The sequence below is a fragment of the Streptomyces sp. NPDC050264 genome, from assembly GCF_040655895.1.
GTDB lineage: Bacteria > Actinomycetota > Actinomycetes > Streptomycetales > Streptomycetaceae > Streptomyces.
Genome location: NZ_JBFAKV010000012.1, coordinates 128,099 through 140,874, shown reverse-complemented (window position 1 = coordinate 140,874; position 12,776 = coordinate 128,099). Strand labels below are relative to the sequence as shown.

Sequence of the window (12,776 nt, the reverse complement as noted above, 5' to 3'; positions counted from 1 at the left end):
CGCAGGTCACGGCGAGCTTCTTGCCGAGTGTCAGGTCGGGCCGTCCACTCGTATGCCCTGGGCAACGTCGACACACCGGGAGCGATCACTGGGCTCCCGCTCATGACCAGTGATCGTTGTCGCGAATTCACCTGCTCGTCCCGCGGCGAGCACCATGCCGAGTTGCCGATGAGCTACTCGACCCCAGCCCCCTACGTCTGGGAGAAGAGCTTCGCGGACGCACCGGATTGCCTGCTCTCCTCGGATCAGTGCGTCATCAAAGCGCAGCACTATTTCGTCGCGGGCTTGATCGAGATACCCGTCATCGGTAGTGACGAGGTGTTCTCCTGGACAGTCTGGGTCTCGCTGAGCCAGGACAACTTCGCCCGCGCAGCAGACCTGTGGAACAGCCCGGAACGCGAAGCCGAGGAACCGTACTCCGGGTGGCTGAGCACCGAACTCTCGCTGTACACGCCCAGCACCATCAATCTGAAGACGTACGCTCACACCAGGCCGGTCGGGCAGCGCCCGTTCATCGAGTGGGAGCCCACCGAGCATCCCCTCGCCGTCGAGCAGCGCACCGGCATCGTCCCGGAGCGCGTACGCGACATCGCCGAAGCCGTCCTCCAGTGGGACAGTTGATGACCGAGCGTGCGTTCCTGACTCTGAGTGACTCATGAAGAGTTGGAACACGCTGAACCTATGCCCTGGTGATCGCTCTGCCCGTAAATGTGTCGCGTGTGGTCGCGGGCGTCGGGATACTGCGTCGGTGACTCGTGCTGCCCTGCCTCAACCGCTCAGGCCTCGTGCCCTGGCGCCTGGCGATCTCGTCGTCATCGCGTCGCTGTCCGGCCCGCTCCATGCCGTGTACGAGCCCGACCTCGAGCAGGCGGTCGTCGTGCTCGAGCGGATGGGATTCCGTGTGCGGCGGGCGCCGCTGCTCGAGGCGGGGAGGCACCACTGGTGGAGCGCGGCCCCGGCGGCGGAGATCGCCGACGAGTTCAACGCTCTGCTGCGCGATCCTGAGGTGCGCGCGATCATCGCGCATGACGGCGGCAACTCAGTGCTCGGCTACCTCGACCTGATCGACGTCGAGGCGATCACCGCAGACCCCAAGCCCATCCTTGGCTACAGCGACATCTCGTTGCTGCATCTCGTGCTTTACGCGCGCACGGGCCTGGTGGGATTCCATGCCGACTTGGCCACTCCTGGTTTGGGCGGGCATTGGCAGGCCGCGCCCGTGGCACGCAGAGCGGAACTCGAAAGGCTCTACGCGACGCTGCTGACCGGTGCGGAGGCGATCGGTGCGCTGCCGACCACGCCGTCGTGGGAGTGCTGGCGTGCGGGCCGTGCCGAGGGGCGGCTGATCGGCGGGGTGCTCAATCGCATGGTGCTGGCGCAGGCGACACGTTTCGCGCTGCCGCTCGAATGGTTCGACGGCGCGGTGCTGTTCTGGGAGGAGATGGGCGTCCGGGCTGAGCATGTGTGGAGCTATCTGCAGGTCCTGCGGCACAGCGGTGTCCTCGACCGGATCTCCGGCATGGTCGTGGGTGTCCCGTGCGAGATCGGCGGACTGTCCGCCCCCGCGTCCCCGCCCCTCTCCGAGATAGTCCTCGATGCTCTCGGCGACCGTGACATCCCAGTCCTGGGCAACGTCGAGTTCGGGCACGCCGGCCCCAATCTGCCGATGCCGGTCGGTATCCGCGCCGGCCTGGATGCGCGGCAGAGGACGTTGTCACTGCTCGAACCTGCGGTTCGGCCGATCACGATGACCTGATCGGTCGGTTGCAGGCACTGGTGTTTGCTGTCCCGGCAACTTTATGTGCCGTTCGGCGCAGGTCCGGGCATCATCGACAGCGGGTCCTACAGGCCGGGGCCAGACCAGATGACCAGCGGTGCGGCACAGCACCGTGAGCAACGGGAGGCATCCGATGGCGGGAGACCACGCAGCGAGCCGAGGCGGCACGGACGACGAACAGGCGGCCGCCGCGATGTTCGAACCGGCGGGTTGGGACGAGCGGTACGCGGGACAGGAACGGTTCTGGAGCGGTGACGCCAACCCGCAACTGGTCGCCGCCGCCGGTGAACTGGCTCCGGGGACCGCGCTCGACGTTGGATGCGGCGAAGGCGGCGACGTCATCTGGCTGGCCGGGCGGGGCTGGCGCGTGACGGGCGCCGACTTCTCGGCAGAAGGCCTCGCCCGCGCCGCCCGTCACACCGAGGAGGCGGGCGTTGCCGGCCGCGTCGACTGGTGGCAGACCGATGCCCGGACCTTCGACGCCGGTGACCGCTCGTACAACCTGGTCACCAGCCATTATCTGCACGCCCCCGACGGCGGCATGGTCGAGGTGACCCGCCGCCTCGCCACAGCCGTCGCCCCCGGCGGGCTGCTCCTGGTCGTCGGCCACGCGCCGACCCACGAGTTCACGCAGCTGTCGGAGAGCCACCGCAAGGCGATGTTCCTGGCCGCGGATCTCCTCCCCGGCCTGCCGGACGACTTCGAGCCGGTCGTCGTGGAACAGCAGCCCCGCACGCTCAAGCGGGACAGCGGGCCGGTCGAAGCCGAGGACTCGGTCCTGCTGGCCCGCCGCGCGGAACGCTGAACACCTCCTGGATGCCCCCTTCTTCAGCCGTGGCGATCCACTGCCGGACCGCAGTGCCGCCGGCCTGGGCCCGTCTCCCCGTGCGATGTCGGGGAGACGCCTCCGCAACGGCATGCGGAAGTGGTTCACACTGGGTGAATGAGTGATCGTGATCTCGTGAGCGAGGACGGCCAGGAGATCGAAGACATGCAGGCGGAGGCGGCCGGCCTCCTGCTGGACTTCGTCTACGCGCCCCTGCTGCAGGACCAGCACGTCCGCGGATTTCTGCCCGCGCCCTCGCGTGCGCCAGCGGTGCGGGCCGTCCTCGGCGGTAGGCACGAGTGCTCGCCGGGCAGGCTGACGGCCTATGAGATCCCCCTCAGGGCGGGTGAGGAACTGCGTACCACCCACGACATCGTCGGTCTGCTGCGCGCCGTCCACACCGGAACACACATCTACTCTGCGAACAGGGTCACTTCGGTCATGGGGATGGACCTGTACCTGGTCGACCCGGACCAGGTACAGCAGGCCCCGTTCACCACGGACGACTGGTCGGCCACCTTGCTGCGGTGCCTGGCCCGGCCGTCCACGGAGCACGTCACGTCACAGCTACGCGGGTTCCTCTTCCGCGAAGGCGGCCTGCTACGCCTGTACATGGGCAGCGACGAAGTCGTTGGCGTGGTCGCCGCGGACGTGCGGCCGGGCGGCGCCCTGACTGCTCTCCTGGCGGCACTGCCCTCATTGCTCGGCGAGGAGTGGCGAACAGCCGACGCCGCGGACGACCCGCATTGCCAGTATCTGGTGGACCTCACCGACTGGTGACCCATCGGCCGGACAGGGCCCGCTCAGAGCGACATCACCTCTCCAGAGTCACGCGACGCGCAGGACCACGGGAGCGCCCGACACTTCCTCGCCCGCGGGGCCGAGGCACGGGCGGAAGCGCTGCTGGGCCGCCAGTCGCAGCCGTTCGCCGACCTCGCCGACCGGGACGCGGCGGTGGAGGCTTCGCTCGCGCGGGTCACGAGCCGGCCGGACCTCGTCTCACCGGGCTGGACGCTGTACTCGGTCCGCCCGGAGCCGGTGGAGTTCTGACAGGGCGACAAGCAGCGTCGCCACGCACGCCTCGTCTACCAGTCCTCCGCCCAGGGGTGGGCCAAACAGATGCTGTGGCCGTAGGGGGCCGGCTTCCGGTGGTGGCATGATCGGGGCCATGGAGCACTTCATACGTCCCAACGGTTCTCCGCCCGTCAACGGCTACAGCCACGCGGTCGCCTTCACCGGAGCGACGGTCGCTGTCTCGGGTCAGGTTCCGGTGGACGGCGACGGCAATCTGGTCGGTAAAGAGGATGCCGAGGCGCAGGTCCGGCAGGTCTACACGAATCTGGCCACCGCGTTGGAGGCGGCGGGCTCCGGTCTGGAGCATGTGGTCAAACTGACGGTCTATCTGACTGATCTGGACGATCTGGGCGCGTTCCGCAAAGTACGGGACGAATACCAGGACGCGGAAAACCCGCCCGCCTGCTCCTTGGTGAGGGTCGCCGGCCTGGTCCACCCGGACTTCCGGGTCGAGATCGACGCGTTGGCCGTGGCGCCGAGCGTCGGGTAACGGCTGGGCTTGCAACCGCCGGCGCAAGTGCGAGACCTTCGGCTGCCTTCTCACTCCAGCCGAGTGGCGGTTCCTGGACGACCTGATCGACACTCATCGGAGAGCCGGGGGAGTGTCCAAGTGAGGTTCCGCTGCGCGGGCCGGGCGTCACCGGCGAGGAGTGGCGCCCAGTACAGCGCAGTCGGGTCAGGAGCGGCCGAGGGCATGGTCTGCGTCCTGGAGGCCTGCCGAGTGGCTCCCGCCGGCAGCCGAGTCCTCTTGCTCGCCTATGAGCCAGCCCCTGAGAAGAGTGAGGAACTGTCGCGCTGCTGGTCTCGTTGGGATCTCCCGATGATGGATGTGCTGAGAGGGACGGTCCTCGCCGCCCGCGTAGTAGGCCACCACAGCGCCCGGGGCGGCCACCGCGATGTCGAGAGCGGAGTTCGTGCCCGGGGAGACCTCCACGACGATGTCGACGCCCTCGGGGGCGAAGGCCAGGATCTCCGCAGCCGCGTCCTGCGTGCGGTAGTTGACCACCTGGTGGGCACCTGCCGCGCGCGCCGGCGTGGCCTTGGCAGGGCTGCTGACCGTGGTGATCACACGCGCTCCGGCCCAACGGGCGAGTTGGATGGCCGCGTTGCCGACCGCGCCGGCGCCGCCCGCCACCAGGACGGTCGAGCCCTGCAAGGTGCCGGGCGCGATACGCCCCGGTCCGCCGTCGTGAACGGTCAGCGCGCGGTGGGCGGTCAGGGCCGGGATGCCCAGGGCGGCGCCGAGTTCGAATGGGGCATGGTCGGGCAGTGCGACGGCGTGCCGGTCGGGCACGAGCGTGTACTGCTGTGCCGTTCCCCAGGGCCGCTCCCACGCGGCCTCCCAGATCCACACGCGCTGTCCGACCCGCGCCGAGTCGACCTGCGTTCCGACGGCATCGACCACCCCGGCGCCGTCCTGGTGGGGCACCTGCTCGGTCATGCCCGGTGGCAGCGCACGCCTGCGGCTGCGCCAGTCGGTGGGGTTGACACCCGAGACGTGCACACGGACCCGTACCTCGTCCGGGCCGGGCTGCGGCACCGGACGCTCGACGAGTTGGAGGACCTCAGGGCCGCCGGCAGTCGTCCGGATGACGGACTTCATCTTTCGCTCTTCCTTCGCTCGCCCCGGGGAAAGCTGTCGCCCGGGGAAACGCCGCTTTGCAGGGACACCCTCCCGAGCCTCCTTGCGGAGCGAGGTATTCCGGGAGTCTCGGGGGGCGGCCACCGGCCACCCGGCGGCGGTGTTGGTGTCGATGAACTGAGGGAGGAGAAAGAAGAACAGCAGCAGCGCCTTCGGGTTGAGGCCGCCGCAGTCCATCGCCTGCGGCGACTTCCCGGACGTACGCCGGCGTGCGGACACGGCACCGGCGGGTACGGATGTCGGCATGCGGCCCGCATTGAGCGGGCGCCTGCTCCTGGTCGGCCAGTCCCCGGGCCGCTCAAAGCGATCCTGACCAGGTAAGGGCGCTGCTTGCCGCACCGGGCGGATCGGCGGAGATCTTCCACACCTTCAACCTCGCTCTGGCCCTGGCCGTGGAGGCCGCCACCGACGACCTGCACATCCTGGCCAGCCGGTCCGCCGCCAACACGCCCCGACTACCGCGATGTTCTGGCCCCTGTCGTACGGGCGCTGACGGAGATCACTGCGGGACGCCTTCGCGTCGCGGTGGACCTGCTGACCGGCCTGGGAGAGAAAGCGGAACGAATCGGCGGAGTGCGCGTCGAGCGCGAAATCATTCAGGACACCCTCGCCCGCGCCTGTGTGTGCGGTGTGAACGGTCATGTGGCGGAGCCGCCTGTTCCTTTGCGCCGTGCGGCGAGGGTGCGTGCCGGAAGCCGCGGGGATTAATCAGAAGGGCGCTAGCTGAGTCAAGCGGCGTACGCGCGACCACCCGAAGTAGGCGGACAGGCCGGCGGGGTGGTGGGAGGCGTTCAGCGTCCCGGTTGCCGCCGCCGCGTCCACGGCGGCGGCAACCGGGACCTGCGCGGATGGAGATGTCCCTTCATCCGTCCCACGCGAAGGCTCCCGCGCGAGGGCCTCCAAAAACGTAGGCCTCCGACATTCGCGACCGCGGGTGGTGCTATTCGTAGGGCATCACCGCCGGATACCCGTATTGCACCGCTCGCATCCCCGGCTCCCCGGGGATGGGCTGGGGTGTGCTCGGGCCGGTGAGGTTGTGACAGGCAGTCAGCTCGTATGCGAGGGCCAGTACAGCCTGGGTGTCGGTGCCTTCGATGGTGAGGCGCACCAGGCCGGGCTGTTCAAGGTGGGTAGTCATGTCAGGGGCGACGCCTGGCGGCCGATCATGGTTCGGTCTGTCGCGTCATGTCCCTCGATCGAGGTCACCAGCAGGCCGGCTGCCGGGTGTCCCGTGTCTGCGGTGTCTCGGGACGAGCCCGGCTCGGGGTGTCCAAGGAGCGGCAGGGCATGACCAAATCCTCCGCGCCATTCGGGGGCGCGAGGTGGCCACACTCTTGGCCGCCCGTTCGGTGCTTGTGTGGAGTACTTCCGCGAGGTCGGCGGGCCAGCGGGTGCGTGATCGTGACCTGCGCAAGCCTGATGACATGACTGATCCACTGGTACCTCCCGAGGAGCCCCCTCCTGCCGAGGGCTCCATTGCCGAGGAGCGCGCGGACGGCGGCCTGCGGGAGCACCCCGGCATCTGGCTGTGGCTGATCGCGGCCGGTGCCGTGCTCGTCGCGGCTTTCTTCCTCGCCCGCCTCGCCGCTTTGTAGACCAGGCGGCCGGCTGAACAGCGCCATGATCCTGCGTGCGCGCGTGGGCCGAGTTCGCGACCACCGGGAACCCGGGCCGGCCATCGGTCGACAACTCCACCACCCAGGCCGAGATATGGGGCACCGACGACGACCCCGCCGTTGACAGGGCCGCCGCTGTCCGTGCTCTTTGGGCCGAGGCCGACTTTCCTGTCCTGTGTCCGTGAACTGGGATCGCGCCCGCACCTGCCCAGTGATGTTGGGGCCGTGAACCAGGCCGCGGCCTGCAGGTATTACGGGGCGGGGGACGATGGTCCGGCGGCCTTGGACGGGCAGTGGCCGACGTGAGGCCGGTGAGTTGTGCCGCGCCTGGGGGGGAGGTGCCGTTGTGCCGTGGTGAAAGGCGAAGGGCACTTCGGCCCGCCCGGGGTCGGCCTACTTCTGCGACGAGGCCGAGGCCCCCGCAGTGGGGTTGCCCTTTTCGGCAAGGGCTACGAGCACGGTGGCGGCCAGCGAGGCACGTGTGACCAGGCCGGTGACGGAGGTGTTCTCCGAGCGGGCGTGTGCGCCCGAGCCGAGTGCGCCGATGCCGTCCAGAACCGGTGTGCCCGCGGCCACGACGAAGTTCCCGTCGCTCGCTCCGCCGACCGATGCTTCGGCCAGGTCCTGCCCGAGCAACCCGGCGCACCGGCGTGTCAGTTCGGCGAGAGCGGCGACCTGTTCGGTCCGTTCGAAGACAGGGCGGTTCCAGTCGCCGGTGACCTTCACCCGGGTGCCCTGGTCGAAGGGGCGCAGGTCGGCTAGGGCCTTTGCGACGCGCTGTTGCTCGGCGGCGGAGGCGACACGGACGTCGATGCGGGCGACGGCGTGCCCGGCCGTGACGTTGGCGCGGGTGCCGCCCTCCACCACACCCACGTTGAGCGAGGTGCCTGCCTCATGATCGCGCAGTTCGCCCAACCGCAGGATCTGGCGGGCGAGTTCGTCGACGGCGCTGGCTCCGGCGGTGGGGTCCAGTCCGGCGTGGGCCTCTTCGCCGGTGACGGTGAGGGTGAACAGCCCCACGCCCTTGCGGGCGGTTTTGATCGCGCCGTCGGCGGCCGCCTCGAAGACCATGGCGAGGCGGTTGCCGCGGGCCTCGGCGACGATGGCGTCCTTGGAGGCGAGACTGCCGGTCTCCTCGTCGCCGTTCAGCATCAGGGTGCAGGCCGGGCGGGGCAGGCCGAGAGCATCGAGCGCGCGTAGGGCCCATACCGCCTGGACCAGGCCCGCTTTCATGTCGAACACGCCGGGTCCGCTGATGTGGTCGCCCTCTCGGTGGAAGGGCCAGGTTTCGAGGGTGCCGGTCGGCCAGACGGTGTCGTAGTGACCGAGAAGCAGAACCGGGCGGTCGTCGTCGGCCACGGCGCCCCGGGCGGGGTAGCGGCGGATCAGGATGTCCCCCGCCGTCGCGCGCGGGAGGACCTCTTCGGCGTCCGGTGCTCCGAGGCGCTGGTCGAGCCAGTCGCGCAGCCAGACGAGGCAGCGGTCCAGGGCATCGGGGTCGTCGCTCGCGCTGCCCTGGGAGGTGTAGGCGGCGAGGTCGGCGACCATGTCCTCGCGGTGGTCGTCGAGCCACTCCTGGACCGCGGTGGCCTGGGCGGGACCGAGTTGCCCGGCGGAGACCGGCGGCTGGGCGAGGTGGTCGGCATGGGCGGCCTCGTCGACGCGGGCGAGGTGGGCGAGGGCGAGGCGGTCGAGTTCGTCCAGCGACGACTCCGTCATCTCGTGCGGAACGCCCTCCAGCCGACGTAGGCGGTCCATGACCGTGCGCAGCACCGTGGTGGGCAGTGTTTCCCGCGCGGCGTGGTCGAACACGTCGTTGTAGTGCGTGGGGGCTTCGACGGGACGGTGGCGTACGGCGAGGTCGCGCCAGATGCCGCTGCGGTCCTTGGTCTGGGTGCGCAGCCAGGCGGTCAGACGGTCGAACGCGGCGTCGCGCTCCACGGTGGAGCCACCCGGCCGGAAGGGGCGGGGGTCGAAGGCGTCGAACGGCTCCAGGGTGATGCCCAGCCGGTCGGCCACGGTGAAGATCTCATCGGTCAGGCCGGTCATCGCCGGCCGGTGTCGGTCGATGAGGTCCGCCATGGGGGCGTCCGCGATGGCCGTGGCGGCGAGCATGGCTCCGAATCCCGCCTTGGCCCACAGGTATCCCTCGACGTTGTCGCTGGCCACGGCCGGACCCCAGCTCTGCAGGTCGGCGACGAGAGCGCGGACGCGGGCGCTGACCGGAGCGCCGTCGGGTTCGCCGATGACGAGGGCTCCGGCACCGCCGTCGAGGACGACACCCGGCTCGATGACGTCGGCGAAGATGTTCACGAAGGCCGCGAGGGTGCGTTCGGCGCCCACGCGCCGGGCGATCAGCGCCTCGTTGAAGCCGTTCTGCAAGGAGCAGACGTAGCCGTCGGGGGCGAGACGGGGCGCGATCCAGTCGAGCGCGCCTTCAGTGGCCTGTGCCTTCACGGCCAGCAGGACGTGTCCGAGGGTGCCGGAGAACTCGTCGGGGGTGGTGGCGTCGACCGGGACGCTCGTACGGGTGTCGCCGTGGGCGACGACGAGCCCGTGCGCGCGGATCGCGTCGATGTGGGCGCGGTCGGTGTCGACGACGGTGACCGGGTGGCCGGCGCGGGCCAGGGCGAAGGCGAGGGTGCCGCCGATCGCTCCCGCGCCGACGACGGTGTAGGCGGCCGGCTTCGGAGTGGTGTCGGTCATCGGGTGTGTTCCTCGGGTGTGGTGGTGGCCGCCGCGGGCCCGGCGGGCGTGGCGGCGCGGGTGTCGTCGGACTGCCAGATACGGGGCAGGTGGAGGGCGCCGGTACTCGATCCGCCGTCCACACGCAGGACCTCTCCGGTGATCCATGAGGCGTCGGGCCCGGCGAGCCAGCACACGGCTCGTGCGATGTCCTGCGGGGTACCGGGGCGGCCCAGCGGGTTGGTGCCGATGGCTTCGGCGTACTGCGCGGAGACGGGGTTGCAGTCGCTGTTCACCAGGACGAACCCGGGGCTGACCGCGTTGACGCGGATCTGGTGGGCGCCCAGTTCCAGAGCAGCGGCCCGGGTGGCCATCTCAAGAGCCGCCTTCGAGCTGGCGTACGGGCCTCCGCCGGGGCGTGCGCGCAGGGCCGAGCCGGAGGAGATGTTGACGACCGTTCCGGCCCGGTCCTGGCTGATGGCCAGGCGGGCGAACGCGGCGGTCGTCAGGACCGGGGCCCGTAGGTTCACGGCGAAGAGGCGGTCCCAGGAGCGGGCGTCGAGATCGGCCATGTCGAGGGAGGGGTAGACGCCCGCCGCGTTGACGAGGACGTCGACGGGGCCGTTCTCCGCCCAGGCCCGTTCGACCAGGTCGGCCGGGGCGTCGGGGTCCGTGAGATCGGCGGTCCGGGTCACGGAGCCACCGCCGAGGCGGGCGGCCGTGGCCCGGAGGGCGTCGTGGTCACGGTCCGCGAGCGTCACGTGCGCGCCCTGGGCGGCGAACGCCTCCGCTATCGCGCTGCCGATGCCGCCCGCGGCGCCGGTGACGAGGACGTGACGCATCAGTTGAACTCCTTGTCCTTGGTCTCCGGCATCGTGAGGTAGACGACGAGGGAGATCAGTGAGGCTGCGGACACGTAGATCCACAGCAGGTCGCTGTGGCCGCTCTCGTGGAGCCACGTGGTGAGGTAGGGCGCCGTGCCGCCGAACAGGGCGACAGCGAGGGCGTAGGGCAGGGCGATTCCGGTGGCGCGCACCTCTGCCGGGAACTGCTCGGCCATGATGACGGCGCAGTTCGCGGAGTAGCCGAGGATCAGCAGCATGCCCGCGAGCTGGACCAGGAACAGACTGAGGAAGCTGCCGTTGAGCAGGTGCAGCAGGGGCCAGGCCAGTACGACGAACCCTCCGGCGAAGCCGGCCATGGTCGGCTTGCGTCCGATCCGGTCGGAGAGCATGCCGACGAAGGGGAGCGCGACGACGAAGACGACCAGACACAGCGTCTGGGACAGCAGCGCGGTCCGCAGAGGGATGCCGGTGGTCAGATTCGCGTACGTGGGGAGGTAGTTGACCCAGATGTAGTAGGTGAGGGTGCCCGCGATCGTGATGCCGGCGACCCGCAGTGCGGCCGCGGGGTGTTCGACGAACATCGCCTTGACGGGGTTGGTGCGGGTGCGGCCGGTGGACTGCGCCTGGGAGAAGGCCTCGGTGTCCTCGACGGAGACCCGCAGCCACAGGCCGATCAGGCCGAGCAGTCCGCCGAAGATGAACGCCACCCGCCAGCCCCAGGAGTGCAGGGCGCCGTCGCTGAGCACCGACGTGGCGAAGGTGCCCAGGAGGGAGGCGATGAGGACGCCGCCGGCCACCGACACCTGCTGCCAGGAGCCGGCGAAGGCGCGCTTGCCACCGACGGCGGACTCGACGAGGAACGCGGAGGACGAGCCGAACTCGCCGCCCGCGGAGAAGCCCTGCACGAGCCGGGCGAGCAGCAGTACGAGGGGCGACAGGATGCCGACGCTCTCGTAGGACGGGGTGATGGCGATGATGAAACCGGCGCCCGCCATCAGGGCGACGGTGAGGGTCATGCCCTTCTTGCGCCCGCGGCGGTCCGCGTAGGCGCCGAGCACGGCGGCACCGACCGGGCGCATGACGAATCCGACGGCGAAGACCGCGAGCGTGGCCAGCAGGGCCACCGCTTCGTCGCCCTTGGGGAAGAACTCGTCGGCGATGATCTTGGCGAAGATCGAGTACAGGGCCCAGTCGACCCATTCGACGGTGTTGCCGATCGTGCCGGCGACGATGGCTTTGCGGTGGACACGCCCCGTTCTGCCCTCGTCGGGCACACCGCTGTTCTTGTACTGAGGCCCTGGGGGCGTCGCGGATCCGGTGTTCATGAGGTGTGCTCCGGGGCGTCAGTGGCGGGACGGGAAAGTGACGGGTCGAGCAGTACGCCACGGGCCGCGTCGGCGAGCTCGGCGTGGGTCGCGAACCAGACGTCGTGGTGGGCGGTGATGTGGTCGAGCAGTTCGCGTAGCGCCACGAGACGCGAACGGTGGCCGATGACGTGCGGGTGCAGGGTGAGCTGGAAGACTCCGCCGTCGCGGTAGGCGGCGTCGAACTCGTCCGTCCAGATCTCCCGGACGTCGCGCGGGCGGCTGTGCGGGCGGACGGAGCCGTAGCGGTCCATCGTGAAGTACGGGGCGTCGTCCCGGATCCAGTCGACGGGGATCTCGACCAGACCGGTGGGCCGGCCCTCGGCGACGATCTCGTAGGGCTCGTCGTCGGCCATCAGGGACGAGTCGTACGCGAAGCCGAGTTCGAGCATGATGCCGAGCGTGGAGTCCGAGAAGTCCCAGGACGGGGTACGGATGCCGACAGGCCGCTGCCCGGTCAGCTCGGTGAGGGCGTCCAGGGCGCGAACGGTCAGTTCCCGCTCGTCGTCGCGGCCCAGCAGCATGTTCCGTTCATGGATCCAGCCGTGGACGGCCAGTTCGTGCCCGTCACGGGTGTAGGCGCGGGCCTCCTCGGGGTGCAGGAGCGCTGAGACCGCCGGCATGAAGAACGTCGCCGGAACGCCGTAGCGGGCCAGTAGAGCGAGGATTCGCGGGGCGCCGGCGCGGGCGCCGTACTCGCCTTGGGCGAGCCGGCCGGGGCTGGTCTCGCCGTCGCGCAGCGGGATCGTCTCGTGGTCGGAGTCGAAGGACAGGGCGACCGCGACTCGGGCGCCGCCGGGCCACCGGTGAGGGACCAGCCGTCGGCCGGCGCGTACGGCGTCGACATGGCTGCGCCAGGTGGGCTCGGGCCAGCGCCAGCTGTCCGCGGGCAGGCTGAAGTCGTCTGTGGGCATGGTGACTCCACCAGGGTCGGGGACGGAACAGGG

The 12,776-nt window shown here is 70.1% G+C and carries 12 protein-coding genes and 1 pseudogene; 7 read left to right on the top strand and 6 right to left on the bottom strand.

Annotation, left to right across the window (positions count from 1 at the left end; all coding sequences use genetic code 11):
- Nucleotides 1-168: 168 nt before the first annotated feature.
- The 6 genes and pseudogenes from AB0J02_RS22890 (at nt 169) to AB0J02_RS22865 (ending at nt 4,167) form a co-directional block, all read left to right on the top strand.
- Nucleotides 169-621: a DUF2199 domain-containing protein gene (locus AB0J02_RS22890; RefSeq protein ID WP_363195662.1), complete on the top strand. Its 453-nt coding sequence runs from the start codon at nt 169-171 to the stop codon at nt 619-621.
- A 127-nt stretch (nt 622-748) separates the two neighbouring features.
- Nucleotides 749-1,756, top strand: coding sequence for an LD-carboxypeptidase (locus tag AB0J02_RS22885; RefSeq protein ID WP_363195580.1), 1,008 nt, complete (start codon nt 749-751; stop codon nt 1,754-1,756).
- Between the two features lie 154 nt (nt 1,757-1,910).
- Complete coding sequence (locus AB0J02_RS22880) at nt 1,911-2,582, top strand: class I SAM-dependent methyltransferase (protein ID WP_363195579.1); 672 nt, start codon at nt 1,911-1,913, stop codon at nt 2,580-2,582.
- A 138-nt stretch (nt 2,583-2,720) separates the two neighbouring features.
- Nucleotides 2,721-3,383 carry a hypothetical protein gene (locus AB0J02_RS22875; protein ID WP_363195578.1) on the top strand — a complete coding sequence of 221 codons (663 nt, stop codon included), beginning with the start codon at nt 2,721-2,723 and terminating at the stop codon, nt 3,381-3,383.
- A 282-nt stretch (nt 3,384-3,665) separates the two neighbouring features.
- Nucleotides 3,666-3,737, top strand: a pseudogene (locus tag AB0J02_RS22870) (oxidase); the annotation flags it as partial.
- Nucleotides 3,738-3,771: 34 nt separating this feature from the next.
- Nucleotides 3,772-4,167 carry a RidA family protein gene (locus tag AB0J02_RS22865; RefSeq protein ID WP_363195577.1) on the top strand — a complete coding sequence of 132 codons (396 nt, stop codon included), beginning with the start codon at nt 3,772-3,774 and terminating at the stop codon, nt 4,165-4,167.
- A gap of 186 nt (nt 4,168-4,353) precedes the next feature.
- Here AB0J02_RS22865 and AB0J02_RS22860 read toward each other — a convergent pair whose 3' ends face one another.
- Together AB0J02_RS22860 and AB0J02_RS22855 are read right to left on the bottom strand one after the other, a co-directional pair.
- Complete coding sequence (locus AB0J02_RS22860) at nt 4,354-5,280, bottom strand: NADPH:quinone reductase (RefSeq protein WP_363195576.1); 927 nt, start codon at nt 5,278-5,280, stop codon at nt 4,354-4,356.
- Nucleotides 5,281-6,259: 979 nt separating this feature from the next.
- Nucleotides 6,260-6,457, bottom strand: a complete 198-nt coding sequence (locus AB0J02_RS22855; RefSeq protein ID WP_363195575.1) for a DUF6207 family protein — start codon at nt 6,455-6,457, stop codon at nt 6,260-6,262.
- Nucleotides 6,458-6,743: 286 nt separating this feature from the next.
- On the opposite strand from AB0J02_RS22855, the gene AB0J02_RS22850 reads away from it, so the two are divergent.
- Nucleotides 6,744-6,914, top strand: coding sequence for a hypothetical protein (locus AB0J02_RS22850; RefSeq protein ID WP_363195574.1), 171 nt, complete (start codon nt 6,744-6,746; stop codon nt 6,912-6,914).
- Between the two features lie 414 nt (nt 6,915-7,328).
- Here AB0J02_RS22850 and AB0J02_RS22845 read toward each other — a convergent pair whose 3' ends face one another.
- The 4 genes from AB0J02_RS22845 to AB0J02_RS22830 are packed head-to-tail and all read right to left on the bottom strand — an operon-like array spanning nt 7,329 to nt 12,743.
- Entirely contained in the window at nt 7,329-9,641 is a 2,313-nt protein-coding gene (locus AB0J02_RS22845) for a 2-dehydropantoate 2-reductase (protein ID WP_363195573.1), read from the bottom strand.
- Nucleotides 9,638-10,462, bottom strand: a complete 825-nt coding sequence (locus AB0J02_RS22840; RefSeq protein ID WP_363195572.1) for an SDR family oxidoreductase — start codon at nt 10,460-10,462, stop codon at nt 9,638-9,640. Before AB0J02_RS22840 ends, AB0J02_RS22845 begins: the two co-directional genes overlap by 4 nt.
- Nucleotides 10,462-11,790, bottom strand: coding sequence for an MFS transporter (locus tag AB0J02_RS22835; protein ID WP_363195571.1), 1,329 nt, complete (start codon nt 11,788-11,790; stop codon nt 10,462-10,464). The genes AB0J02_RS22840 and AB0J02_RS22835 overlap by 1 nt, the downstream gene beginning before the upstream one ends.
- Nucleotides 11,787-12,743 carry a polysaccharide deacetylase gene (locus tag AB0J02_RS22830; RefSeq protein WP_363195570.1) on the bottom strand — a complete coding sequence of 319 codons (957 nt, stop codon included), beginning with the start codon at nt 12,741-12,743 and terminating at the stop codon, nt 11,787-11,789. The genes AB0J02_RS22835 and AB0J02_RS22830 overlap by 4 nt, the downstream gene beginning before the upstream one ends.
- Nucleotides 12,744-12,776: the final 33 nt, after the last annotated feature.